This is a genomic window from Streptomyces sp. NPDC053426 (genome assembly GCF_055585405.1).
Map to the genome: position 1 here is coordinate 99,508 of NZ_JBVJKE010000018.1, position 24,718 is coordinate 124,225.

At 73.0% G+C, this 24,718-nt stretch carries 25 protein-coding genes and 1 riboswitch; of the genes, 12 read left to right on the forward strand and 13 right to left on the reverse strand.

Annotated features, from left to right (window positions below):
• Positions 1-147: 147 nt before the first annotated feature.
• From ACZ62B_RS31040 to ACZ62B_RS31050, 3 genes are all read right to left on the reverse strand, one after another.
• Positions 148-549, reverse strand: coding sequence for a DUF3040 domain-containing protein (locus tag ACZ62B_RS31040; protein ID WP_344555977.1), 402 nt, complete (start codon positions 547-549; stop codon positions 148-150).
• Between the two features lie 288 nt (positions 550-837).
• Positions 838-1,608 carry a methyltransferase gene (locus tag ACZ62B_RS31045; protein ID WP_167748607.1) on the reverse strand — a complete coding sequence of 257 codons (771 nt, stop codon included), beginning with the start codon at positions 1,606-1,608 and terminating at the stop codon, positions 838-840.
• Between the two features lie 87 nt (positions 1,609-1,695).
• Complete coding sequence (locus tag ACZ62B_RS31050) at positions 1,696-2,295, reverse strand: SAV_6107 family HEPN domain-containing protein (RefSeq protein WP_344555980.1); 600 nt, start codon at positions 2,293-2,295, stop codon at positions 1,696-1,698.
• A 166-nt stretch (positions 2,296-2,461) separates the two neighbouring features.
• On the opposite strand from ACZ62B_RS31050, the gene ACZ62B_RS31055 reads away from it, so the two are divergent.
• From ACZ62B_RS31055 to ACZ62B_RS31070, 4 genes are all read left to right on the forward strand, one after another.
• Positions 2,462-3,187, forward strand: a complete 726-nt coding sequence (locus tag ACZ62B_RS31055) for an ATP-binding cassette domain-containing protein (RefSeq protein ID WP_469692919.1) — start codon at positions 2,462-2,464, stop codon at positions 3,185-3,187.
• Positions 3,159-5,243 carry a YhgE/Pip family protein gene (locus ACZ62B_RS31060; RefSeq protein ID WP_469692921.1) on the forward strand — a complete coding sequence of 695 codons (2,085 nt, stop codon included), beginning with the start codon at positions 3,159-3,161 and terminating at the stop codon, positions 5,241-5,243. Before ACZ62B_RS31055 ends, ACZ62B_RS31060 begins: the two co-directional genes overlap by 29 nt.
• 35 nt (positions 5,244-5,278) lie before the next feature.
• Positions 5,279-5,908, forward strand: a complete 630-nt coding sequence (locus ACZ62B_RS31065; RefSeq protein WP_344555986.1) for a TetR/AcrR family transcriptional regulator — start codon at positions 5,279-5,281, stop codon at positions 5,906-5,908.
• A gap of 415 nt (positions 5,909-6,323) precedes the next feature.
• Complete coding sequence (locus ACZ62B_RS31070; RefSeq protein ID WP_469692922.1) at positions 6,324-7,820, forward strand: phytoene desaturase family protein; 1,497 nt, start codon at positions 6,324-6,326, stop codon at positions 7,818-7,820.
• Positions 7,821-7,826: 6 nt separating this feature from the next.
• Here ACZ62B_RS31070 and ACZ62B_RS31075 read toward each other — a convergent pair whose 3' ends face one another.
• From ACZ62B_RS31075 to ACZ62B_RS31100, 6 genes are all read right to left on the reverse strand, one after another.
• Positions 7,827-8,777 (reverse strand): SCO2102 family sporulation regulator, encoded by a 951-nt coding sequence (locus tag ACZ62B_RS31075; protein WP_469692924.1) that lies wholly within the window; start codon positions 8,775-8,777, stop codon positions 7,827-7,829.
• A gap of 56 nt (positions 8,778-8,833) precedes the next feature.
• The gene (metF, locus tag ACZ62B_RS31080) at positions 8,834-9,757 is read right to left on the reverse strand and encodes a methylenetetrahydrofolate reductase [NAD(P)H] (RefSeq protein ID WP_344555992.1); all 924 of its coding nucleotides are present in this window, start codon (positions 9,755-9,757) and stop codon (positions 8,834-8,836) included.
• Positions 9,758-9,864: 107 nt separating this feature from the next.
• Complete coding sequence (thiE, locus tag ACZ62B_RS31085) at positions 9,865-10,530, reverse strand: thiamine phosphate synthase (protein ID WP_469692926.1); 666 nt, start codon at positions 10,528-10,530, stop codon at positions 9,865-9,867.
• Between the two features lie 421 nt (positions 10,531-10,951).
• Positions 10,952-11,317 (reverse strand): Rv2175c family DNA-binding protein, encoded by a 366-nt coding sequence (locus tag ACZ62B_RS31090; RefSeq protein WP_132854322.1) that lies wholly within the window; start codon positions 11,315-11,317, stop codon positions 10,952-10,954.
• Positions 11,318-11,393: 76 nt separating this feature from the next.
• Complete coding sequence (locus tag ACZ62B_RS31095; RefSeq protein ID WP_344555997.1) at positions 11,394-12,635, reverse strand: NAD(P)/FAD-dependent oxidoreductase; 1,242 nt, start codon at positions 12,633-12,635, stop codon at positions 11,394-11,396.
• Positions 12,632-13,006 (reverse strand): avidin-fold protein, encoded by a 375-nt coding sequence (locus ACZ62B_RS31100; RefSeq protein WP_344555999.1) that lies wholly within the window; start codon positions 13,004-13,006, stop codon positions 12,632-12,634. The genes ACZ62B_RS31095 and ACZ62B_RS31100 overlap by 4 nt, the downstream gene beginning before the upstream one ends.
• Before the next feature lie 51 nt (positions 13,007-13,057).
• Positions 13,058-13,169, forward strand: a riboswitch (TPP riboswitch).
• On the opposite strand from ACZ62B_RS31100, the gene thiO reads away from it, so the two are divergent.
• The 5 genes from thiO (at position 13,167) to ACZ62B_RS31125 (ending at position 18,447) form a co-directional block, all read left to right on the forward strand.
• Complete coding sequence (thiO, locus tag ACZ62B_RS31105) at positions 13,167-14,333, forward strand: glycine oxidase ThiO (protein WP_469692927.1); 1,167 nt, start codon at positions 13,167-13,169, stop codon at positions 14,331-14,333. Its footprint overlaps the riboswitch before it by 3 nt.
• Entirely contained in the window at positions 14,330-14,530 is a 201-nt protein-coding gene (thiS, locus tag ACZ62B_RS31110) for a sulfur carrier protein ThiS (RefSeq protein ID WP_073936590.1), read from the forward strand. Before thiO ends, thiS begins: the two co-directional genes overlap by 4 nt.
• A 2-nt stretch (positions 14,531-14,532) precedes the next feature.
• Positions 14,533-15,330, forward strand: coding sequence for a thiazole synthase (locus ACZ62B_RS31115; protein WP_344556003.1), 798 nt, complete (start codon positions 14,533-14,535; stop codon positions 15,328-15,330).
• A 275-nt stretch (positions 15,331-15,605) separates the two neighbouring features.
• Entirely contained in the window at positions 15,606-17,534 is a 1,929-nt protein-coding gene (gene pknB, locus ACZ62B_RS31120; protein ID WP_468722918.1) for a Stk1 family PASTA domain-containing Ser/Thr kinase, read from the forward strand.
• A gap of 34 nt (positions 17,535-17,568) precedes the next feature.
• Positions 17,569-18,447, forward strand: coding sequence for a deoxyribonuclease IV (locus ACZ62B_RS31125; protein WP_468722916.1), 879 nt, complete (start codon positions 17,569-17,571; stop codon positions 18,445-18,447).
• A gap of 15 nt (positions 18,448-18,462) precedes the next feature.
• Here ACZ62B_RS31125 and ACZ62B_RS31130 read toward each other — a convergent pair whose 3' ends face one another.
• Positions 18,463-19,110 carry a sulfite oxidase-like oxidoreductase gene (locus ACZ62B_RS31130; RefSeq protein ID WP_468722913.1) on the reverse strand — a complete coding sequence of 216 codons (648 nt, stop codon included), beginning with the start codon at positions 19,108-19,110 and terminating at the stop codon, positions 18,463-18,465.
• Between the two features lie 184 nt (positions 19,111-19,294).
• Here ACZ62B_RS31130 and bfr point away from each other — a divergent pair, with 184 nt between their 5' ends.
• A complete protein-coding gene (gene bfr, locus ACZ62B_RS31135) occupies positions 19,295-19,813 on the forward strand; it encodes a bacterioferritin (RefSeq protein WP_085572868.1) in 519 nt (172 codons plus the stop codon).
• Positions 19,814-19,833: 20 nt separating this feature from the next.
• Here bfr and ACZ62B_RS31140 read toward each other — a convergent pair whose 3' ends face one another.
• Complete coding sequence (locus ACZ62B_RS31140; protein WP_344556010.1) at positions 19,834-20,070, reverse strand: (2Fe-2S)-binding protein; 237 nt, start codon at positions 20,068-20,070, stop codon at positions 19,834-19,836.
• 153 nt (positions 20,071-20,223) lie between these two features.
• Positions 20,224-21,576 (reverse strand): class II 3-deoxy-7-phosphoheptulonate synthase, encoded by a 1,353-nt coding sequence (locus ACZ62B_RS31145; protein ID WP_073936596.1) that lies wholly within the window; start codon positions 21,574-21,576, stop codon positions 20,224-20,226.
• Positions 21,577-21,672: 96 nt separating this feature from the next.
• Between ACZ62B_RS31145 and ACZ62B_RS31150 the strand changes: the two genes are divergently transcribed.
• Positions 21,673-21,729: a trp operon leader peptide gene (locus tag ACZ62B_RS31150; protein ID WP_107062014.1), complete on the forward strand. Its 57-nt coding sequence runs from the start codon at positions 21,673-21,675 to the stop codon at positions 21,727-21,729.
• Between the two features lie 107 nt (positions 21,730-21,836).
• Positions 21,837-23,744 (forward strand): anthranilate synthase family protein, encoded by a 1,908-nt coding sequence (locus tag ACZ62B_RS31155; protein WP_344556012.1) that lies wholly within the window; start codon positions 21,837-21,839, stop codon positions 23,742-23,744.
• Here ACZ62B_RS31155 and ACZ62B_RS31160 read toward each other — a convergent pair.
• Positions 23,696-24,691: a 2-hydroxyacid dehydrogenase gene (locus ACZ62B_RS31160; protein ID WP_469692932.1), complete on the reverse strand. Its 996-nt coding sequence runs from the start codon at positions 24,689-24,691 to the stop codon at positions 23,696-23,698. The two genes, ACZ62B_RS31155 and ACZ62B_RS31160, sit on opposite strands and share 49 nt — an antisense overlap.
• Positions 24,692-24,718: the final 27 nt, after the last annotated feature.

A 24,718-nucleotide genomic window follows, 5' to 3' on the forward strand; every position in this document is an offset into this window, starting at 1 on the left:
GGGCGCGGTTGCCCGCGGATCGCGGGTCGCGGGGAGCGGGTGTCGTTGCCCGCGGGGCGCCGGGGGGACGGGTGTCGTTGTTCGTGGGAACGGTGAAGGGGGCGGCCGCCTTGTGGTGGTCGCCCCCTTCGGGGAGTCTTCAGTTGGTCAGTGGCCGCCCTGTTCGTCGCGGCGGCGTTGCCAGCGTTCCTCGATGCGGTCCATCATCGAGCGGCGTTGTCTGGCCTGGCGGCCCGCCTGTGGCGTGCCGGTCGCGCCGGCGGCCTGCTCTCCCGGCTTGGGTGCCTTGCGCCAGCCGGTCACCGCGAGAACCGCGCAGCCCAGCATCACGAGGAACCCCACCACACTGAGCCAGACCTGCTGGGCGACCATACCGGCCATGAGGAGCGCAATACCCACGAGGAAGCCCGCGACCGCCTGGTAGACCCGTCGCCGGGTGTACGTACGCAGCCCGCTTCCCTCGAGCGCCGTCGCGAACTTGGGATCTTCGGCGTACAGCGCTCGCTCCATTTGCTCGAGCATGCGCTGCTCGTGCTCCGAGAGCGGCACGGAGTCCTCCTCATCGTGCAGTCGCCGGGGCGACCCGGGGGGTCCCTTCAGGATAGGCAGGGAATCGCCCCCGTGAAACCCGCCCCTCTGCGCCAATTGGCCAACCGGTACCAGCCATCACGTCCCGGCCCGCTGAGGCTTCTCATTCCCCGGCGGCCGACCCGTCATGCCCGGCGGTCTCCCTCGATCATACGGCGCCAAGCCGCCATTCGGGGGGCCTGTGGCGCACTCCATGCGCGGCGGGGCCACCGGACGCGTCGCTGATCAGCGACGCGTCCCGGCAGGCGCTCAGGCCTCCGGGGTCCCCCGCGTCTCACCGAGCACATGAAGTTGTGTGGCCACGGAGTGGAAGGCGGCGAGCTCGGCCGCCGCGGCCTCCAGCTTCAGCAGCGCGTCCAGGGCTCCGGGCTCGGTGTCGACGAGCACGCCGGGGACGAGGTCGGCGAAGACCCGCACGCCGTGCACGGCGCCGACCGTCAGGCCCGCGCCCTCCACGAGCGCGGTGAGCCGGTCGGCGGTGAAGCGGCGCGGCACGGGGTCGCCGGTGCCCCATCGGCCGTTCGGGTCGTCGAGCGCCTGCTTGGCCTCCGTGAAGTGACCCGCGAGGGCGCGGGCGAGCACGGCGCCGCCGAGGCCCGCGGCGAGCAGGCTGAGGACGCCGTCGGGGCGCAGGGCCGCCACCGCGTTGCGGACGCCTTCGGCGGGGTCGTCGACGTACTCCAGGACGCCGTGGCACAGCACGACGTCGTAGCCGCCGCGCTCGGCCACGTCGAAGAGGCCCCGGGCGTCGCCCTGGACGCCCCGCACCCGGTCGGCGACGCCGGCCTCGGCGGCGCGGCGCTCCAGGGCGAACAGCGCGTTGGGGCTGGGGTCGACGACGGTCACCTGGTGGCCGAGGCGGGCGAGGGGCACCGCGAAGTTGCCGCTGCCGCCGCCGGTGTCGAGGACGTCCAGCGCCTGCCGTCCGGTCGCCTTGACCCGGCGTTCCAGGGCGTCCTGGAGGACCTCCCAGACCACGGCGGTACGGAGGGCGGCGCGGGGCCGCATCGGGTCCGACACGGTAGTTGACTCCTCGGCGGGACGATCGGGTTCAGGCGGTGTCCACCCTATGGCCTGCGCCGTGGTTTCCGGCCACCTGGCTGGGGGCTAGGGGGCCGCGCGCGGTGTTTCGCCCCCTCCGCCCCTTCCCGTCCCGTCCCCGGGGGCTTCGCCCCCGGACCCCCTTCGCGCGGTTCCCCGCGCCCCCGGGAGGGGCAGGACCGGTTGGAGGACCAGCATCTGTTCGACCAGGCGGAGGAACATCGCGACGTCGCGTATCAGGTCGTCGGCGTCGCGGACGGTGGCCGCGCCCTGGATGCCGGCCTCGGCGCGGGCGCGGCGCCGGGCTCCGGAGGCGAACAGCGCGCTCCACTCGGTGAGCTCGGGCGCGATCTCGGGGAGCACTTCCCAGGCGCTCCGTATCCGGGCCCGGGCCCGGGGCGAGGTCTCGGGCCGGCCGCGGGCGGCGAGCACGGCGGCGGCGGTGCGCAGGGCGGCGAGGTGGGCCGTCGCGTAGCGCTCGTTGGGGGTTTCGAGGACGGCGGCCTCGTCGAGTCCGGCACGGGCCTGGGCGAGCAGGTCGAGGGCGGCGGGCGGGGCCGTGGCGCGGCGCAGCACGGGGTGGATGTCGCTCGCCGGGCCGTTCAGTGAGGGGGCAGGGCCGGTTGCGCGGCGCCGACGGGCGGCGGCTGCGGACGAGTGGGCCATGACGAACCTCCTGTCGTCTTTGTGACGGCTCCCCTACTAAGAGGTGCCGTATGTACACATCGTGAGGTATGCCACTGACAATCCGTTCCGACCTGGGCTTTTGCTTCGATCGACTGTTCGCGTTAGTTTTTGCACTGACCAGTCAGTTCAAAAACAGGGGGATGCGGTGGACGGTCCGTCCGGACTCGCCGTCACGGCCCGCGGCTTCGGCCTGAAGGGGCCCCGGGGATGGGTGTTCCGCGGGGTCTCGGCCGACGCGGAGCCCGGCTCGCTGATCGCGGTGGAGGGGCCGTCCGGCTCGGGCCGCACCTGTCTGCTGCTCGCCCTCACCGGCCGGATGCGGCCCACGGAGGGCCTGGCCTCCGTGGGCGGGCTGGAACTGCCCAGGCGCATGTCCGCCGTACGGCGCCGCAGCGCGCTCGCGCACGTCGCCGGGGTCACCGATCTCGACCCGGCCCTCACCGTCGGCGAGCACCTGCGGGAACAGGTCCTGCTGCAGCGCCGCTTCGGCGGCCCGCGCCCGCGCCCGCACGTCGACGACGCGCTGACCACCGCCGGCCTGGACCTCACCTCCCTCCCCAAGGCCGCGCGGACCGCCGTACGGGATCTGGAGCGGGTGGAGGCGCTGCGGCTGTCGCTGGCCCTGGCGCTGCTGGGGCGCCCCCGGCTGCTCGGTGTGGACGACACCGACCTGAAGCTCTCGTCCGCCGAGCGGGCCGAGGTGTGGGCCCTGCTGCGGTCCGTCGCCGGCGCCGGCACCACCGTGCTGGCCGTGTGCGGCGAGGCACCGCCCGGCGCGACGCCCGTCCGCACGGGAACCGGCCGGCACGACGACGAGCACGACGACGGGAAGGAGGCCGCCGATGCGATCGCCTCGACTGGCCGCTCTTGAGCTGCGCCGCTTCGGCCGGGGCAAGCTGCCGCGCGCGGCCCTGGTCGCCCTGCTGGTGCTGCCGCTGCTGTACGGCGCCCTGTACCTGTGGTCGTTCTGGGACCCCTACGGCCGTCTGGACCGGATCCCGGTGGCACTGGTGAACGACGACGAGGGGGCCGGTGCCGACGGGAAGCGGATCACCGCGGGCGACGACATCGCCGAGGGGCTGCGCGACAGCGGCACCTTCGACTGGCGGGAGGTGAGCGCGGACGAGGCCCGGCGGGGCGTCGAGGACGGCACGTACTACCTGTCGCTGACCATGCCCGCCGACTTCAGCCGCCGTATCGCCTCCAGCTCGGGAGACTCCCCCGAGACGAGCGCCCTCCAGGTGCGGACGAACGACGCCAACAACTACATCGTCGGGCAGATCTCCCGGACGGTCTTCGGCGAGGTGCGCCGAGCCGCGTCCACGAAGACCTCGCGCTCCTTCCTGGACCGGATCTTCGTCTCGTTCTCGGACATCCACGGCGAGACCGTGAAGGCGGCCGAGGGGGCCGACAAGCTGAGCGGCGGCATCGGGAAGGCGGAGAAGGGCTCCAAGGACCTCGCCGACGGCCTGGCGGACGCCCGCAAGGGCAGCGGGAAGCTCTCCAAGGGGCTGAAGGACCTCCACGAGGGCGCCGGCGACCTGGAGGACGGTTCGAGGAAGGTCGCGGACGGCACGCGGAGGCTCGCCGACGAGGTGAACGCGGTCGACGCCGAGGTGGGCCCGTTCCTCGAGAAGAACGAGAAGGCCATCGGCGACACCGCGCGGTTCGTCGCCGACTCGGCCGGAAGGCTCCGCGCGGACCTCGACTCCCTGCAGGAGGAGGCGCCGGCCGCCGTGCAGGACGCCCGCGCGGCGTCCGACACCGTGGACGGCATCCACAAGGCGCGCTGCGAGGACCCCGGCCTGCCCGACCCCGCCTGCCCGGACCTGAAGAAGGCCAAGGACGCGGCGGCCACGGCGGCGGACGTCGCCGGCGACGTCGGTTCCCTGGTCACCGGCCACCGCGACGACCTGAGGAAGCTCGACACCCACCTCGCCACCCTGGAGAAGCAGGCCCGGACGCTCGCCGACCGCGCCCCGCACCTCTCCGAGGACCTCGACGACGCCGTCACCAGGATCAACAAGCTCGACGCCGGGGCCGGCAAGGTCGCCGCCGGCGCGAAGAAGCTGAACAAGGGACTCGGCACCGCCGAGACCGGCGCCGCCGACCTGGACAAGGGCGTCGGCGAGCTGAAGACCGGCGCGGACGACCTGAACGGCGGCCTCTACAAGCTCGTCGACGGCTCCGGCGAACTCGCCGGCGGTCTGCACGACGGGGCCGGGAAGATCCCCGACTACGACGAGCGGGACCGCGACCGGCGCACCGAGGTGATGGCCGACCCGGTCCGGCTCGTCTCCCACGACCTGCACAAGGCGCCCGACTACGGCACCGGCTTCGCCCCGTACTTCATCCCGCTGTCGCTGTGGGTGGGCGCGATGGTGGCGTACATGCTGATCGCGCCGATGAACCGGCGTGCGCTCGCGGCGGGCGCCTCCGCCTGGCGGATCGCGCTGGCGGGCTGGCTGCCGGTGGTGGCGATCGGGGTGCTGCAGACGCTGGCGCTGATGGCGGTGCTGCACTGGGCGCTCGGGCTGCAGATGGCGCGGGCGGCCGGCACGGTGGGCTTCCTGTGCCTGGTGACGGCGTGCTTCGCGGCGATCGTGCAGTGGCTGAACGCGCGCTTCGGCGCGGCCGGCCGGATCCTCGTCCTCGCGCTGCTGATGCTCCAGCTGACCTCGGCGGGCGGCACGTACCCCGTGCAGACCAGCCCCGGCTTCTTCAACGCGCTGCACCCGTTCCTGCCGATGAGCCATGTCGTCGGGGCGCTGCGGCGGCTCATCACGGGCGGCGGCCTCGGACCGGTGTGGCAGGCGTGCGCCGTGCTCGCGGCCTTCACCGCGGGCGCCCTCGCGCTCACCGCCCTGTCGGCCCGCCGCCGCCAGGTGTGGACGATGGACCGGCTGCACCCGGAGCTGACCTTGTGAACGGACGGATCGGCGTTCCTGTGACAATCAGGGCCATGGAACGCAGCAGCACCACGCCGGGCGGCAGTGCCCGCCGCGAGGCCACCCGGCAGAAGCTCTACGAGGCGGCCGTCACCCTCATCGCCGAACAAGGTTTCTCCGCCACCACCGTGGACGAGATCGCCGAGCGGGCGGGGGTCGCGAAGGGCACGGTCTACTACAACTTCGCGAGCAAGTCGGTCCTCTTCGAGGAGCTGCTGCGGCACGGGGTCGGCCTGCTGACCGCCTCTCTGCGGGAGGCGGCCGAGCGGACGGCCGCGGAGGGCGGCGGCGGGGTCGACGCCCTGGACGCGATGATCCGCGCGGGACTGGTCTTCATCGACCGCTACCCGGCCTTCACCCAGCTGTACGTGGCCGAGCTGTGGCGCACCAACCGGGCCTGGCAGTCCACGCTGATGGTGGTGCGGCAGCAGGCCGTGGCGGTGGTCGAGGGCGTGCTGCGCGAGGGGGTGGCGAGCGGCGAGTTCAGCGAGGAGATCGACGTCCCGCTGACGGCGGCGGCGCTGGTCGGCATGGTGCTGGTGGCCGCGCTGGACTGGAAGTCCTTCCAGCCGGAGCGCTCCCTGGACGACGTGCACTCCGCCCTGTCCCGGCTGCTGCAGGGGCGGGTCAGCGGCCGCCGCTGACCCCCGGACGGACGAAAGCGCCGGTCCGGCGGTGGCCGCGTCCCCCGCGCCACCGCCGGACCGGCGTCTTCCTCACTCCCCCGTGCGTTCCCCCGGAACCCCGTTGCGGTCGTCCCCCGGGCTCCCCCGTGCCTCGCTCCCGCCGACGGTGCCGGCGGAAGGAGCGGATCGTGGGCCCGTACCGTTCCGGCGCCCCGTGCCGCCGGTTCCGGGGCCGGGCCCCTCTCCGTGGTCTCCACTCTTCCGTTCCCGGGGGCCGGCCCCCATCCGCGTGCGTACTCAACTCGGCGGCTAGGTACGGGTACTCAGGGCTGCGCACGCGCGCCCACGGCCCGGTGCCGCCGTTCCGGGGGCCGGAACGGGGGCGCGGGTACTCGGGGACGGGCTGCCGGCGGTGGCGGATAAAGTCCCTGGCATGGCACGGATTGCGGTGATCGGCGCCGGGATGGGCGCGATGGCGGCCGCCGCCCGGCTGGCCGTCGCGGGCCACCGGGTGGCGGTGTACGAACGGACGGAGACGTACGGCGGCGCGCTGCGCCGTCTGGAGCGGGACGGGTTCGCCTTCGACACCGGGCCCGGCCTGCTCCCGCTGCCGGCGGTCTACCGGGATCTGTTCGTGAAGACCGGCAAGGAGCCGCTGGAGGCGTGCGTCGAGCTGGTCCAGGTCGATCCGTCGTCGCACCACGTGTTCGCGGACGGTACGCGCGTGTCGCTGCCGAACGCCTCCCGCGCGGGCGTCGTCTCCGCGCTGGAAGAGGGCCTCGGGGCGGACGCGGCCCGGCGCTGGGGGGACTTCCTGGTGCGGGCCCGGGAGGCCTGGGACCGGTCGCGCAGGCCGCTGCTGGAGGAGCCGCTGTGGCCCAACTGGCAGGTGCTGGCCGAGCGCGAGCCGTATCCGGCGGTCCCGCACAGGAAGTTCCTGCGCACGCGCACGGCGGGCACGCTCGCCGAGGTCGGCGCGTGGGAGCTGCGCGATCCCCGGCTGACCGCGCTGCTGGAGAGCCACGCCCTGGCGTACGGCCTCGATCCCCGCGCCACCCCGGCGAGCGCGGCGGTGCTGCCGTACATGGAGCACGCCTTCGGCATGTGGTACGTGCGCGGCGGCATGCGGGAGCTGGCGCGGGCGGTGTACGAGCGATGTCTGGCCCGCCGGGTGGAGTTCCGCTTCGGCGCGGAGGTCACCGGGGTGACGGAGAAGGACGGCCGGGCGGCGGGGCTGGAGCTCGCCGACGGCACCGTCGCGGAGGCGGACCTCGTGGTCGCCGGGGTGGCTCCCGGGGTGCTGGAGCGGCTGGGCCGGGGGACGCGGGTGCGCGGTGCCGGCGAGGTCCCGGCCCGGCCCGGGACGGCGAGCCGGGTGACGGTGGCGCTGGCGCTGCGGGGCGGGCGCCCAAAGGGGACCCCGCACCGTACGGTCGTGCACGCGGAGGACCGGGAGGCCGAACTGGAGTCGCTGTCCGGTGCGCCCGGGGGCCTGCCCCCGCGGCCCACGGTCACGGTGCTGCGGCCGGACGACCCGGCACTGGTCCCCGACGCCGGCCACGAGGCGGTCACGGTGACGTCGGTGGTGCCCGCCGGGGCCGAGGAGTCCTGGGACGCGTACGCCGAGCGTCTGACCGCCGTCGCCGAACGCGCGGTACCCGGGCTGCGCGACCGGCTGCTGTGGCACGAGGTGCGCACCCCGGCCGACATCGCCGGGGAGACCGGCGCGGAGGGCGGCGCGGTGCCGGTACCGGCGCTGGCCGCGGCAGGCGGGCGGCTGCTCCACCCGGCCAACAGCACCGGGCTGGCAGGGCTGTTCACGGCCGGCGGCTGGTCCCATCCCGGCGGCGGGCTCCCGCACGCCGGGATGTCGGGGGCGCTGGTCGCCGGGCTGATCGTGGAGGGGCCGGAGTTCCGCGGGTCGCAGTGAGCGCGCTCAGTAGCGGTACTGCTCGTCGTACCCGCTGCCGTTGCCGTGCGTCTGCCCGTCGCCCTGGTACGGGTACTGCTGCTGCTCGGGCGGGAGTTCACCGCCGTACGGGTCGTCGGCGCTGCGCTGCTGCGGGACCCACAGGCCGCCGGCCGGGGTCTCGCCGCCGTAGCCCTGCTGGGCGTACGGGTCCTGCCCGTAGCCCTGCTGGGAGTACTGCTGCGGGTCGGCGTAGCCGGTGTCGTACGAGGTGTCCCCGTAGGCCGAGTTGCCGATGTACGGGTCGGAGTAGGCCGCGTACTGCTGCTGGCCCGTGGTGTCGTAGCCCTGCTGCTGTCCGTAACCGGAGTAGTCGTAGGTGTAGTTGGGGTCGGCGCCCTGGGCGGCCGCCGCGTACTGGTCCTGGGCCGGGGCCGCGTACCCGGTGTCGCCGCCGTAGACGCCGTAGGAGCCGGTGTCGTCGGGCATGGGCTGCGGCTCGTAGACGGCGGTGGTCTCGGCGGCCGCCGGCTGGTCGGGGCGGGCGGCGGGGGTGAACACGTCGTCGCGGTCGTAGTCGTCGTCCGCCTGGCGGCCGGCCCGGTCGCGGGGGGCGTCGTCCTCGTCGCCGTAACCGGCGGCGGACTCCTCCAGGCCGGAGACCTCCAGGGTCGGCTCCTGGTGCCCGCGGTCGCCGCGGCGGCCCTTGGCGGCGGCCAGTATCGGCGCGTTGACCGCCCAGCCGGCCGCGAAGCCGCGGCGGAACGACAGCGTCACATAGGTCTGGCCGACCGCGAAGGCCGCGGCGCCCAGACCGATGACGACCACGGACGGGATCAGCACGCCGAGCACGACACCGAGGAAGCCGGCGAAGGCGAGCAGCCGCCAGCGCAGGCGCGCCTTGTACTGCAGCAGCACCTCACCGAGCAACCACAGCGCGACAATGCCGAACGCGATGTAGAGGACCGCCCAGCCCATGTACGCCCCTCTCCCAGTGGTCGCTACTCAGTGTGTCGTATATGAGTGCGACCGGTCTAGGCCCGCGGTGGGTGGTGCAGGCCCAGGTTCTCGTAGATTTCCAGGGTCGCCGTGGAGTTGTTGAGCGTGATGAAGTGCAGTCCGGGCACTCCCTCGGCCAGCAGCCGGGCGCAGAACTCCGTGGCGAACTCGATACCGATCGAGCGTACCGCCGCCGGATCGTCCTTCGCTGCGAGGATCCGCTCTTTGAGGGCCTCCGGGAACACGGCGTTACTGAGCTTTGGCAACCTCTCCAGCATCTTCACGCTGGTCACCGGCATGACCTCGGGAATCACCGGGGTCTCGCAGCCCGCCGCGTGGACTCGGTCACGCAGCCGCAGATAGGACTCGGGCTGGAAGAACATCTGGGTGATCGCGTAGTCGGCGCCGGCCCGGCACTTGTCGACGAAGCGGGCGACGTCGGTGTCCCAGTCGGCTGAGCGCGGGTGCATCTCCGGGAAGGCGGCGACGCCGACGCAGAAGTCGCCCGACTCCTTGATGAGCCGGACGAGTTCGGCGGCGTAGGTCAGTCCCTGCGGGTGCGGCACCCAGTCGCCCATCGGGTCGCCGGGCGGGTCTCCGCGCACGGCGAGCATGTTGCGGATCCCGGCGTCGGCGTACTGGCCGATGATGTTGCGCAGTTCGGCGATGGAGTGGTCGACCGCGGTGAGGTGGGCGACCGGGGTGAGGGTGGTGTCGGCGACGATCTGCTGGGTCTCCTTGACCGTGCCGGCGCGCGTGGAGCCGCCCGCGCCGTAGGTCACGGAGACGAAGTCCGGCGCGACCGCCTCGACCCTGCGCAGCGCGCTCCACAGGTTCCGCTCGCCCTTGGGGGTCTTCGGCGCCGAGAACTCGAACGAATACGTCGTCTCGCCGGCGGCGAGCATGTCGCGCACGGTGCGTGCGCGATCAGTCCTGGTGGATGCGGTTCCGAGGGCCATACCGGCAGGTTAGCCAGGGGGCGGCGGTCCCCCAACCGGATGCGGGATATTTGTCTGAAATGCCGACTTGTTGTCCACCCCTTGGACAGACCCGAGACGCACGGGGGTCATCCGGCGTCCGAGGGCGCCGCCCGCCGCAGCCGCTTCGCGAACTCGGCCGCCGCCGCGCCCGGGTCGTCCGCCTCGGTGACGGCCCGTACGACGACGACCCGGCGGGCACCGGCGTCCAGCACCTCGTCGAGGTTGCCGAGGTCGATGCCGCCGATGGCGAACCAGGGGCGCTCGGTGCCCAGGGCGGCGGTGTACCGGACGAGGTCCAGGCCGGGGGCGTGGCGGCCGGGCTTGGTGGGGGTGGGCCAGCAGGGGCCGGTGCAGAAGTAGTCCACGCCGGGCTGGACGGCCGCCGCGGCGGCCTCGGACTCGGCGTGGGTGGAGCGGCCGATCAGGACGTCGTCGCCGAGGATCGCGCGGGCGGCGGGGACGGGCAGGTCGCCCTGGCCGAGGTGGAGTACGTCGGCTCCGGCGGCGTGGGCGACGTCCGCGCGGTCGTTGACCGCGAGCAGCTTGCCGTGCCGGGCGCAGGCGTCGGCGAGGACCGCGAGGTGCTCGAGCTCCTCGTCGGCCTCCATGCCCTTGTCCCGCAGCTGCACGATGTCGACCCCGCCGGACAGGACCGCGTCCAGGAACTCCGGGAGATCGCCCTGCCGCCTGCGGGCGTCGGTGCACAGGTAGAGCCGGGCGTCGGCGAGCCGGGCGCGAGCGGTGGCGGTCATACGTGGGTCCCCCCGGGGTGTCGGCGGCGTACGGACCCGGTGGGCCCGGTGTGTCGGCGGCGGGCGCTCGCGACGGTCACGGACCGGGGCGGCGCACACCGCAACGGACCCTATGCCGCCGCGCCGGCGACCGCGAGACGCCCCCTCACGGATGCCCGCGCGCCGTCCGCGCACCGCGGGACGCCCTCACCCGGTGCGCGAAGCCCGATACCCGGAGTCCGGTACCTGTCGCACGGAGCCGCCCCGCCCCGGAAGCACGTCTGCCGCGGACCCCGCGCCCGGCGGCCCCTCCGTCCGGACGCCTTCGAGGACCCGGGCGGCTCCCGGACCGGGCGCCGCCGGAGGCCCGTCCCCCCGCGTCACGCGGCCGGGGCCGACGCCCCGGCCGCCGCCGTTCGCATGTCCTGTCGGTCGGGTGCGGTCAGACCGCGAGCGCCTGGGCGCGGCGCTTCACCTCCGTGCCGCGGTTCTCACTGAGTGCCTGGGCCGGGGTGCCCGGCAGGGAGGGGTCGGGGGTGAAGAGCCACTCCAGCATCTCTTCGTCCGTGAAGCCGTCGTCCCGCAGGAGCGTCAGGGTCCCGCTCAGACCCTTGACGACCTTGTCCCCGTCGATGAAGGCGGCGGGCACGTGCAGCGCGCGGTTCTCACCTCGGCGTACGGCGATGAGCTGGCCCTCCTTGACCAGCTGCCGGACGCGCGTCACCTCGACACCGAGCATCTCGGCGATGTCGGGCAGGGTGAGCCAGGCGGGGACGAGAGCATCGGTCTTTGCGTCAATCTCGGTCACGGGACAAGCCTGCCATCTGCCACTGACAGTCGGAAGCCAGCCCCGCCCGCCCGGGCGGACGCGCCGGGCCGGGGTGTCACGCCGTCGCCGACTTCAGGGGCCGCGCCGGGTCCGCCAGCAGCTCCGCGTCCATCGCCGTGCCCGCCTCGATCAGCCTGCGCCCCTGCGCCAGGTCCCGGGGCCGTCCCACCGCGAGCAGCGCGACCAGGCGGGACCCCCGCAGCCAGCAGACGCTCCACGCCGCCTCGGCGGGGTCCCCGCGCCACACCGTCCGGTCGGCGTCCGCGTGGTGTCCCGCGTACTGCACGAAGCGCCCGAACTGCTCGGACCAGAAGTACGGCACCGGGTCGTAGACCACCGGCTCCCGGCCGGTGGCCGCGCCGAGGATGTTCACGGCGACCGTGCGCGGCCCCTGGAGGGCGTTGTCCCAGTGGTGGACCAGCAGACGCTCGCCGTAGCGCCCGGACGGGAAGGACGCGCAGTCGCCGACCGCGTACACGTCCGGCAGGGAGGTCGTCAGATGGCGGTCGGCGACGACCTCGCCGTGCGTCCCGAGCTCGATCCCGGAGCCCGCCAGCCAGGCGGTGGCGGGCCGGGCCCCGATGCCGACGACCACGGCGCCCGCGGGCAGCCGCGTGCCGTCGTCCAGGACCGCGGCGCCGGGTTCGACGCGCTCCACGCGCGCGTGCGTGCGCAGCGTGACGCCCGCCTCGGCGTACCAGGCGGCCATCGGGGCGGTCACCTCGGCGGGCAGCGCCTCGACGAGCGGCCGCTCCCCCGCCTCCACGACGGTGACCGCGCAGCCCGCCTCGCGGGCCGCCGTGGCGAACTCCGCGCCGATCCAGCCGGCGCCGACCACCACGATGTCGTGCTGCCGCGCGAGCACGGGACGCAGCCGCGCGACGTCGTCCAGGGTGCGCAGCAGGTGCACGCCGGGCACGCCCTCCGCGCCCGGCAGCCGGACCGGTTCCGCACCGGTGGCGACCACCAGGACGTCGTACGGGACGGGCCCGTTCTCCGTGTCCAGTTCGTGGTCGGCGGGGCGCAGGCCGAGCACCTCGCAGCCGAGCCGCAGTTCGATGCCGGCGTCCTCGAAGTCGACGTCGAAGGCGGAGTCCTCGGCCTTGCCGAGCAGCACCGCCTTGGACAACGGCGGCCTGTCGTACGGCTGGTGGGGTTCCGCGCCGATCAGGGTCACGGTGCCGGTGAAACCCTGTTCCCGCAGGGCGAGGGCGGTCTGCACGCCGGCCATGCCCGCGCCCGCCACCACCACCCGCCCCGGCTCGGACCGTTCCGGTCCCTGCGTCTGCTCGCTCACCCGCTCACCTTAGACACCTGACGCGGCGCCGGTCGGCCGAGCTGTTCCACCACGCTCGTCCCGCTGCCCGGCTGCGACTCCCACTCCCAGCTCTCCTCCAGCCGTACGCGTCCGTCGGGCAGTTCCACGACCGTCGACACGCAGTGCCCCGAGGAGGTCGTGCCGTCCCGTTTGAGCTGCACGTACCGGAAGTCCAGCCGGTCCCCCGCGCGGGTGCCCACCAGGTGTCCGCGCACGACGTCGCCGCCCGCGTACTCGGCCCAGATCTCGCCGTCCCGCTCGTGGTAGACGAACCGGGTGCGGGTGCCGACCTGGCCGGGGGCCTGGTCGGCCACGGGGGCGAGGACGAGTCCGTCGAGCGATGGTGCCACGCGGAGGCTCCCTTACAAGCGCGGTGCCCTGAGGGCTAGGGTGGCCAACGTACAAGCACTCGCGGGAGCCCGGACGCACCGGGCTGAGAGGGAGGCTGGCGGCCTCCGACCGTACGAACCTGATCCGGGTCATGCCGGCGAAGGGAGGGGCTGGACGCCCATGTCGCCCACGCGTACCTCAGACGTCCTCGTCGTCGGGGGCGGAATCATCGGTCTGGTCACGGCCTGGCGGGCCGCGCAGCGCGGTCTCGCCACGGCCGTGGTGGACCCCGAGCCGGGCGGCGGCGCCGCCCGGGTGGCCGCCGGGATGCTGGCCGCCGTCACGGAACTGCACTACGGCGAGGAGACCCTGCTCGGTCTGAACCTCGCCTCCGCGCGGCGCTATCCCGGCTTCGCCGCCGAACTGACCGAGCTGACCGGCCACGACCTCGGCTACCGCGCGTGCGGCACGCTCGCCGTGGCACTGGACGCCGACGACCGCGCCCACCTGCGGGAACTGCACGCCCTGCAGCAGCGCTCCGGGCTGGACTCGCAGTGGCTGTCCGGGCGGGACTGCCGACGCCTGGAGCCGATGCTCGCACCGGGGGTGCGCGGCGGCCTGCGGGTGGACGGCGACCACCAGATCGACCCCCGGCGGCTGGCGGCCGCGCTGGTCACCGCCTGTGAGCGCGCGGGCGTGGGAGTCCACCGCGCGCGGGCCGAGCGGCTCGTCGTCGCGGGAGACCGCGCGACGGGCGTGGTCACGGCCGACGGCACCGAGCTGGGCGCCGGGCAGGTGGTGCTCGCCGCGGGCAGCCTCAGCGGGCGGCTGGCGGGCGTTCCGGCGGACGTACTGCCTCCCGTGCGCCCCGTGAAGGGGCAGGTGGTGCGGCTGACGATGCCCGCGCGGCACGGCCCCTTCCTGAACCGGACCGTGCGGGCCGTGGTGCGCGGCAGCCATGTCTACCTGGTGCCGCGCGAGAACGGCGAGCTGGTGATCGGGGCGACCAGCGAGGAGATGGGCTGGGACACCACCGTGACCGCGGGCGGCGTGTACGAGCTGCTGCGCGACGCCCACGAGCTGGTCCCCGGCATCACCGAGCTGCCGCTGACCGAGACCCTGGCCGGGCTGCGCCCCGCCTCCCCCGACAACGCGCCGCTGCTCGGCCCGACGGAGCTCGAGGGGCTGCTGCTCGCCACCGGCCACCACCGCAACGGCGTCCTGCTGACACCGGTCACCGGCGACGCCATGGCGGAGGCACTGACCACCGGCGTCCTGCCGGAGGTGGCCCGTCCGTTCACCCCCCGGCGCTTCGGCGCCGCCGTCCGCGCGGAGCAGCCCGTATGAACATCTCGGTCAACGGGGAGCGCCGGGAGTTCGCGCCCGGCACGGCTCTCGACCTCGTCGTGAAGTCGCTCACCGCGGCTCCCTCCGGGGTGGCCGCCGCCCTCAACGAAACCGTCGTCCCGCGCGCGCAGTGGCCCGCCACGCCCCTCTGCGAGGGTGACCGCGTGGAAGTCCTGACCGCCGTCCAAGGAGGTTGACCATGGCCGACGATCCGTTCCTCCTCGGTGGTACGTCCTTCACGTCCCGCCTGATCATGGGCACCGGCGGGGCACCGAGCCTCGACGTGCTGGAGCGGGCGCTGGTGGCGTCCGGGACGGAGCTGACGACCGTCGCGATGCGGCGGGTGGACCCGTCGGTGCACGGGTCCGTGCTGTCGGTGCTGGAGAAGCTGGGCATCCGGGTGCTGCCGAACACGGCGGGGTGCTTCACCGCCGGGGAGGCCGTGCTCACCGCGCGCCTCGCGCGGGAGGCGCTCGGCACGGACCTGGTCAAGCTGGAGGTCATCGCCGACGAGCGGACGCTGCTGCCGGACCCGATCGAGCTGCTGGACGCGGCGGAGACGCTGGTCGACGACGGGTTCACGGTGCTGCCGTACACCAACGACGATCCGGTGCTGGCGCGGAAGCTGGAGGATGCGGGGTGTGCGGCGATCATGCCGCTGGGGTCGCCGATCGGGTCGGGGCTGGGGATCCGGAATCCGCACAACTTCGAGTTGATCGTGGAGCGGGCGGGGGTGCCGGTGATCCTCGACGCGGGGGCCGGGACCGCGTCCGATGTGGCGCTGGCGATGGAGCTGGGGTGTGCGGGGGTGATGCTGGCGTCGGCGGTCACCCGGGCGCAGGAGCCGGTGGTGATGGCTTCCGCCATGCGGTCCGCGGTGGAGGCGGGGCGGCTCGCTCGGTTGGCGGGGCGGATTCCTCGGCGGTGGTTCGCCGCCGAGGCGTCGTCTCCTGCGGAGGGGCTTGCCGTGCTGGATCCTGAGCGGCCTGCTTTCTAGGCGCTGCTTGCTGGGGCCGGGCGGGGGTGGGTTTCGCTTACCGGCGCTTGCCGGGTGCCTCCCCCACTCTCGGCTTCGCTCGAGCGGGAGGTACCCCCACCGCCCACCCGTGCCGCCCTGGGGGCACCTCCCAGGCCCTTGAGGCACTGGGGGAGGCACGATTGCCCGCAGTTACACGGCGGGGGTGCCCGCAGTCATGCGGTGCACGTCACAGGTCCGCTTCAACGGAGGGCGAAGCGGCTGGGGGTGTCGGTGGGGGCTCGTAGACTCGGGGCGTGGATACGACCCTTCAGGACCCCCTGGTCGGGCAGGTGCTCGACGGCCGGTATCGCGTCGAGGCGCGGATCGCGGTCGGCGGGATGGCCACGGTCTACCGGGCCGTGGACACCCGTCTGGACCGCATCCTCGCGCTCAAGGTGATGCACCCCTCCCTCGCGGCCGACGGCTCGTTCGTCGAGCGGTTCATCCGTGAGGCGAAGTCGGTCGCCCGGCTGGCCCACCCGAACGTGGTGCAGGTCTTCGACCAGGGCACCGACGGGGCGTACGTCTACCTGGCGATGGAGTACATCGCCGGCTGCACCCTGCGCGACGTGCTGCGCGAGCGCGGCGCGCTCCAGCCGCGCGCCGCGCTGGACATCCTGGAGCCGGTGCTGGCCGCGCTCGGCGCCGCGCACCGGGCCGGGTTCGTGCACCGCGACATGAAGCCCGAGAACGTGTTGATAGGGGACGACGGCCGGGTCAAGGTCGCCGACTTCGGGCTGGTCCGCGCCGTGGACTCGGTGACGAACACCACGGGCACCGTGCTGGGCACGGTCTCGTACCTGGCCCCCGAGCAGATCGAGAACGGCGTCGCCGACCCCCGTGTGGACGTCTACGCCTGCGGCATCCTGCTCTACGAGATGCTGACCGGCGAGAAGCCGCACGACGGCGACTCCCCCGCGATCGTGCTCTACAAGCACCTGCACGACGACGTGCCGGCCCCGTCGGCCGCCGTGCCCGGCATGGCGTACGAGCTGGACGAGCTGGTCGCGTCGGCGACCGCCCGCAACCCCGAGATCCGCCCGCACGACGCGGTGGCGCTGCTCGCGCGGGTCCGCGCGGGGCGCGGCCTGCTCACCGCCGAGCAGCTCGACGCGGTCCCGCCGCAGGCGCTGACCTCGGAGCACGACAACGCGGAGGACCGTACGAGCGTCATCCCGCGCTCGCTCGGTGTCCCCCGCCCGCTGCCCGTCAACGAGGACGACGAGGCCGCGGGCCCCCCGCACCACACCAGCAGGTTCCAGTCCCCGCCGCCGCTGCCGCCCCGGCGCCGGACCGCGCTGCGGCGCGGACCGATGGCGATCGTCGTGGCCGTGCTCCTGGTCCTCGGGGTCGGCACGGGCATCTGGTACATCAACTCCGGCCAGTTCACCAAGGTCCCGCCGCTGCTGGGGAAGACCGAGCAGGAGGCCAGGGACCGGCTGGCGGACGCCGGGCTGGAGGCCGGCCGGGTGAAGGAGGCGTACAGCGACACCGTGGAGCGGGGCACGGTGATCAGCACCGACCCGAAGGCGGGCGCCCGCGTCCGCGGCAGCGACTCGGTGTCGCTGACCCTCTCCAAGGGTCCGCAGACCGTGCGGGTGCCCGACCTCGACGGCTACCCCCTGGACAAGGCGCGGGAGCTGCTGAAGGACGAGGGCCTGGAGCCGGGCATGGTCACCCGTGAGTTCAGCGGCTCCGTGACCAAGGGCTCGGTGATCTCCACCGAGCCGGGCAAGGGCACCAAGGTTCGCGCGGACTCCGCCGTGGCGCTGACCGTGAGCAAGGGCAGCCCGGTGGACGTGCCGGACGTCACCGGCGACGACGCGGAGGACGCCCGCGCGGAGCTGGAGGAGGCCGGCCTCGAGGTGAGGATCGCCGCCGAGCGGGTCAACTCCGAGCACGACGCCGGCCGGGTGGCCCGGCAGACCCCGGGCGCGGGGCGGCAGGCCGCCGAGGGCGACACCGTGACGCTGACGCTGTCCAAGGGCCCCGAGATGATCGAGGTGCCGGACGTGATCGGCGACAGCGTGGACGAGGCCAAGCGGAAGCTGGAGGACGCCGGGTTCGACGTGGACGAGGACCGCGGACTGCTCGGGCTCTTCGGCGACACCGTCAAGGGCCAGTCCGTGGACGGCGGGGACACCGCGCCCAAGGGCTCGACGATAACCATCGAGATCCGCTGACGGACGAAACCGGCGCACATGACACCCTTGACGGGTGAAGAGTCACCTGTCCGGTCCCGCCCGCAACCCGGTCGGCGGCCATGTCCCGGTGGCCGGCGGTCTGCACTCCGTCGGCCTGTCCTACGCCCGTGAGCTGAACGCCGAGACGGTGCAGGTCTTCGTCGCCAACCCGCGCGGCTGGGCCACCCCGGCCGGCAACCCCCGGCAGGACGAGGCGTTCCGCGCGGCCTGCGCGGCCGGTTCGATCCCGGCGTACGTGCACGCCCCGTACCTGATCAACTTCGGGTCCCACACCGAGGCGACCGTCGAGCGGTCCGTGGAGTCGCTGCGGCACTCGCTGCGGCGCGGCCGGGAGATCGGCGCGCTGGGCGTGGTGGTGCACACGGGCAGCGCGACCGGCGGGCGGGAGCGGGCGGTGGCGCTGCGGCAGGTACGGGAGCACATGCTGCCGCTGCTCGACGAGCTCACCCATGACGACGACCCGTTCCTGCTGCTGGAGTCCACGGCGGGACAGGGCTCCTCGCTGTGCTCGCGGACCTGGGACTTCGGGCCGTACTTCGAGGCGCTGGACGCCCATCCGAAGCTGGGCGTCTGTCTGGACACCTGCCACATCTTCGCGGCCGGCCACGACCTGACCGGGCCGGACGGGATGCGTCAGACGCTGGACCTGCTGGTGGACACCGTCGGCGAGGGCCGGCTGAAGCTGATCCACGCCAATGACTCCAAGGACGTGGTCGGCGCGCACAAGGACCGGCACGCGAACATCGGCGCCGGACACATCGGCGAGGACCCGTTCCGGGCGCTGATGACGCACCCGGCGACCGAGGGCGTACCGCTGGTCATCGAGACGCCCGGCGGCAAGGAGGGACACGCCGCGGACGTGGAGCGGCTGAAGAAGCTCCGGGACTCCTGACGGGCTCTCCCGGCTCTACAGCTCGGGACCGTCCCCGGGCTCCTCCTGGTAGGAGTAGCGCTGCTCCGTCCAGGGGTCGCCGACGTTGTGGTAGCCGCGCTCCTCCCAGAAGCCCCGGCGGTCGGCGGTCATGTACTCCACGCCGCGCACCCATTTGGGGCCCTTCCAGGCGTACAGATGGGGGACGATCAGCCGCAGCGGGAAGCCGTGCTCGGCGGTGAGCAGCTCGCCGTCCTTGTGGGTGGCGAAGAGGGCGCGCTCGGAGGTGAAGTCGGCCAGCCGGAGGTTGGAGCTGAATCCGTACTCCGCCCAGACCATCACATGGGTGACGTCCGGCGCGGGCGGGGCGATGTCCACGATGGTGCGCGCCGGGATCCCGCCCCACTCGGCGCCGACCATGCTGAACTTGGTGACGCAGTGCAGGTCGGCCTCGACGGTGGTGTACGGCAGGGCCGTGAACTCCTCGTGGTTCCAGCAGTGTTTGGCGCCGTCGGCGGTGGCGCCGAAGACCCGGAACTCCCAGCGTTCGGGCCGGAACTTGGGGACCGGCCCGTAGTGCGTGACCGGCCAGCCCTTCTGCAGCCGCTGACCCGGCGGGAGCTCGAACCGCGCCGCTCCTTGTGGTGTGCGCTCCCCCGATTCGCGTTCCGCCGGCTGACCCATGCCTCCATCCTGACAGACCGGTGGCGATGCCCCTGAACCGGGCCCCGCAGATTCGGTCAAACAGGTACAGAAACGACTAAGCACGTACTTACTTACTAAGTCAAGACTTACTGGACGATCTTCTCCGCCGGTGCAATCATGCGGCCCAACCTGCCAGTTCCCCCGCGCGGAAGGAGCCCATGCGATGCAGGGCGACCCCGAGGTCATCGAATTCCTGAACGAGCAGCTGACCGCCGAGCTCACGGCGATCAACCAGTACTTCCTGCACTCGAAGCTGCAGGACCACAAGGGCTGGACGAAACTCGCCGAGTACACGCGCGCCGAGTCCTTCGACGAGATGCGCCACGCCGAGGTGCTCACCGACCGCATCCTGCTGCTCGACGGCCTGCCGAACTACCAGCGGCTGTTCCACGTCCGGGTCGGACAGACCGTGACCGAGATGTTCCAGGCCGACCGGGAGATCGAGCTGGAGGCGATCGACCGGCTGCGCCGCGGGGTGGAGGTCATGCGCAACAAGGGCGACATCACGTCGGCCAACGTCTTCGAGGCGATCCTGGCCGACGAGGAGCACCACATCGACTACCTGGACACCCAGCTCGACCTGATCGAGAAACTGGGCGAGTCGCTGTACCTGTCGACGGTCATCGAGCAGTCCCAGCCCGACTCGTCGGGTCCGGGGACGAGCGGCTTCTCGACCCACTAGGGCGGGCCCGCCCGCCGGGACTAGGCGGCTTCCGGGACCTTCGCCGTGAGCGGCGGCTCGCCCTGGTCGACGAGCTGCCGGCGCGGGCAGGAGCCGCGGCCGAGCAGCGCCTGGATGCGCCGTACGCAGCCGCCGCAGTCGGTGCCGGCCTTGCAGGCGGAGGCGATCTGCCGGGGCGTGCACGCTCCGGCGTCCGCGTGACTCTTCACCTGTTCCTCGGTCACACCGAAGCAACTGCAGACGAACACGCGGTTCACCTCCCGGAAGGGGACTGGGTCGAGCCGTTCCGACCCCTGGTCGGTGAGGCTAACCTAACCTTACCTGCCGCCCGAAGGGCACAAAAGTGGGGTGGGGCGCGATCCCGTGTGATACACGCCCCACCCCTCAGCCGGTGTCACCGGCCGCAACGGTCACTGGTCGCGGTACATCTCCGCGACGAGGAACGCCAGGTCCAGCGACTGGCTGCGGTTGAGCCGCGGGTCGCAGGCCGTCTCGTAGCGCTGGTGCAGATCGTCGACGAAGATCTCGTCGCCGCCGCCCACGCACTCGGTGACGTCGTCGCCGGTGAGCTCCACGTGGATGCCGCCCGGGTGGGTGCCGAGCCCCTTGTGGACCTCGAAGAAGCCCTTCACCTCGTCGAGCACGTCGTCGAAGCGGCGGGTCTTGTGGCCGGAGGCCGCCTCGAAGGTGTTGCCGTGCATCGGGTCGGTCACCCAGGCCACGGTGGCGCCGGACGCGGTGACCTTCTCGACCAGCTCGGGGAGCTTGTCGCGGATCTTGTCCGCGCCCATCCGGACGATGAAGGTCAGCCGGCCGGGCTCCCGCTCGGGGTCGAGGCGCTCGATGTACTGCAGCGCCTCCTCGGCCGTGGTGCTCGGACCGAGCTTGATGCCGATCGGGTTGCGGATCCGCGAGGCGAACTCGATGTGCGCGTGGTCCAGCTGCCGGGTGCGCTCACCGATCCACACCATGTGCCCGGAGACGTCGTAGAGCTGCCCGGTGCGCGAGTCGACGCGGGTGAGGGCGGACTCGTAGTCGAGCAGCAGCGCCTCGTGCGAGGAGAAGAACTCGACGGTCTTGAACTCCTCCGGGTCGGTGCCGCAGGCCCGCATGAAGTTCAGCGCGTTGTCGATCTCCCGGGCGAGCTGCTCGTAGCGCTGGCCGGACGGGGACGACTTCACGAAGTCCTGGTTCCAGGCGTGCACCTGGCGCAGGTCGGCGTAGCCGCCGGTGGTGAAGGCGCGCACCAGGTTCAGCGTGGACGCCGACGCGTGGTACATGCGCTTCAGCCGCTCGGGGTCCGGGATCCGGGCCTCTTCGGTGAAGTCGAAGCCGTTGACGGAGTCGCCCCGGTAGGTCGGCAGCGTCACGCCGTCGCGGGTCTCGGTCGGCTTGGAGCGCGGCTTGGAGTACTGGCCGGCGATCCGTCCGACCTTCACGACCGGCACGGACGCGGCGTACGTGAGGACGGCGCCCATCTGGAGCAGCGTCTTCAGCTTGTTGCGGATGTGGTCGGCGGACACGGCGTCGAAGGCCTCGGCGCAGTCGCCGCCCTGGAGCAGGAACGCCTCTCCCTTGGCGACGGACGCCATCCGGGCGCGCAGCTGGTCGCACTCGCCCGCGAAGACGAGCGGCGGATACGACTCGAGGTCCGCGATCACTGCGCGCAGAGCCTCGGTGTCGGGGTACTCGGGCTGCTGCGCCGCGGGCAGGTCTCGCCAGGTGTTGCCAGCGCTCGGGCTGGTCTTAGCGTTCACGGTCACGCCCTCAACACTACGGGGTGCTTTCGCCGCCTCCGGGCCATGCCCAGAAAGTGAGACAGGCGATACGTTCCGTGGACATGGGGTAGGGTGCGTCACATGTTCGCGCACTCGACCCAGAACTGGTGGTGGCCCGCTTCTCCGGCGGCCCACTGACTGCGCGTACGCACAGACTTCGCGAAGGCCGCCCGAGGGGCGGCCTTCGGTGTTTCCCGGGGCCGTTCCTCACGCTCATGACAGCGACGAAACGAGGAAGGCCCATCATGGACCTGGCACAGCTCCCGCACGACGACCGTCCCTTCGCCCTGCTGCGCCGCCGCACGCCGGGCCACGACCACGACGTGGTCGAGCTGCTGATCGGCCCGGTCGGCACCCGTGACCTCCTGGCCGACCTGCCCGACGAGTGCCTGGCGGTCGTCCCCTTCCGGCAGATCCGCGAGCGCGGCTTCGACGTCCGTGACGACGGCGCCCCGCTGCTGGTGCTGACGCCCGAGGAGCGGTACGAGTTCCCGCTCGCCGAGGCCCTCGACCGGCTCCCCGCGCACGACGTCCGGGTGGAGGGCGGCGGCTTCGACGTCGGCGACGAGGAGTACGCGCGGATCGTCGGGCGCGTCCTGGACGAGGAGATCGGGCGGGGCGAGGGCGCCAACTTCGTGATCCGGCGGACGTACGAGGGTGAGATCCCCGGGTTCGGACGGGCCGACGCGCTCGCGCTGTTCCGGCGCCTCCTGGAGGGCGAGCGGGGCGCGTACTGGACGTTCGTCGTGCACACCGGGGACAGGACCCTGGTCGGGGCCAGCCCCGAGGTGCACGTGCGGGCGTCGGGCGGGACGGTCGTGATGAACCCGATCAGCGGCACCTACCGCTATCCCGCCGAGGGTCCGACCCCCGAGCACCTGCTGGAGTTCCTCGCCGACGGCAAGGAGATCGAGGAGCTGTCGATGGTCGTCGACGAGGAGCTCAAGATGATGTGCACCGTCGGCGACATGGGCGGGGTCGTGGTCGGGCCCCGGCTGAAGGAGATGGCGCACCTCGCGCACACCGAGTACGAGCTGCGAGGCCGGTCCTCGCTGGATGTGCGCGAGGTGCTGAAGGAGACCATGTTCGCGGCGACCGTCACCGGGTCACCGGTGCAGAACGCCTGCCGGGTGATCGAACGGCACGAGGTGGGCGGGCGCGGCTACTACGCGGGCGCCCTGGCCCTCATCGGCCGCGGCGAGGGCGGCGCCCAGACGCTGGACTCCCCCATTCTGATCCGTACCGCCTACATCGACCCGGCCGGCGGGCTGCGGGTGCCGGTCGGGGCCACGCTGGTGCGCGGCTCGAACCCGGCGGGCGAGGTCGCGGAGACCCACGCCAAGGCGGCCGGCGTACTGGCCGCGCTGGGCGTGCGTCCGGGACGGCCGCGCGAGGAGTCCGTACGGCCGAAGCTGGCCGACGACCCCCGGGTGCGGGCGGCGCTGGACGGGCGGCGGGCCTCACTGGCGCCGTTCTGGCTGCGGATGCAGGAGCGGTCGGACGAGCTGACCGGGCACGCCCTGGTCGTCGACGGGGAGGACACCTTCACCGCGATGCTCGCCCACGTGCTGCGCGCCGCCGGGCTGGACGTGACCGTCCGCCGGTACGACGAGCCGGGACTGCGGGAGGCGGTGCTCGGGCACGAGGGGCCGCTGGTGCTGGGCCCCGGACCGGGCGACCCGTCCGACACGGCGGACCCGAAGATGCGGTTCCTGCGCGCGCTGACCTCCGAGGTGCTCCGGGAGGGCCGGCACGGCGTCCTCGGGGTCTGCCTCGGCCATGAGCTGATCGCGGCCGAGCTGGGCCTGGAGATCGTGCGCAAGGATGTGCCGTACCAGGGGGCGCAGACGGAGATCGACCTGTTCGGGCGGCCGGAGACGGTCGGCTTCTACAACAGCTTCGTGGCGCGCTGCGACGAGGACACCGCGCGGGAGCTGGCCGCGCACGGCGTCGAGGTGAGCCGCGCCGCCAACGGCGAGGTGCACGCGCTGCGGGGGCCGGGTCGTGCCGGAGGCGCGCCCGGGAACGCGGTCGCCGGGCTGCAGTTCCACCCCGAGTCGGTGCTGACCCTGAACGGCACGGCGATCGTCCGGGAGCTGATGGGTCAGCTCCGGGGCACCAGCACGTTCTCGGAGCGGCGGCCGGCGGTGTAGTCGAGGACGTTGTTCACCGTGGTCCCGACGATCTGCCCGACGGCGTCCACGGTGTAGTACGCCTGGTGTGAGGTGACCAGCACGTTCGGGAACGTGACGAGGCGGGCCAGGGTGTCGTCGTCGACGGCCTCCAGGGACTTGTCGAGGAAGAACAGTCCCGCCTCCGCCTCGTACACGTCCAGGCCGACGCCCGTGAAGCGGCCCTCGCGCAGCTCGGCGACGAGGGCCGCGGTGTCGATGAGGCCGCCCCGGCTGGAGTTCACCAGGATCGCGTCGTCCCGCATGGCCTTCAGGGCGTCGGCGTCGATGAGGTGCTGGGTGGCGGGGAGCAGCGGGACGTGCAGGCTGATCAGGTCGGACTCGGCGAGGAGCTGCTCCTTGGGGACGTAGGTCATGCCGAGGTCCAGGCAGGCGGGGTTCTCGGTGACGTCCCAGCCGAGCAGCCGCATGCCGAAGCCGTGGGCGATCCTGGCGAACGCCTCACCGATCTTCCCGGTGCCGAGGACGCCCGCGGTGCGGCCGTGCAGGTCGCGGCCCATCAGCCCGTCGAGCCGGAAGTCGAAGTCGCGGGTGCGGATGGAGGCGCGGACGACCCGGCGGTTGACGGCCATGGCGAGCGTCCAGGCGAACTCGGCGACCGAGTACGGCGAGTAGTACGACACCCGGGCGACCGTCAGGCCGAGCCGTTCGGCGACCTCCAGGTCGATGTTGTTGAAGCCGGTGGAGCGCTGGGCGACCATCCGGGTGCCGCCGGCCGCGAGGTCGGAGAGCACCTCGGCGCCGAGGTCGCAGTTGACGCTGGTGGAGACGATCTCGTGGCCGGCGGCGATGGGGGCGGTGTCCGCGTTGAGGAAGACGTCGAGGCCGCGCACCTCGTGGTGCCCGGCGAAGGCCCGCTCGATCAGGGGCTTCTCGTCGGCCTGCACTCCGAACGCCAGGATCTCCACGGTTCCCTCCGGGGTCGTGCCGGGTGG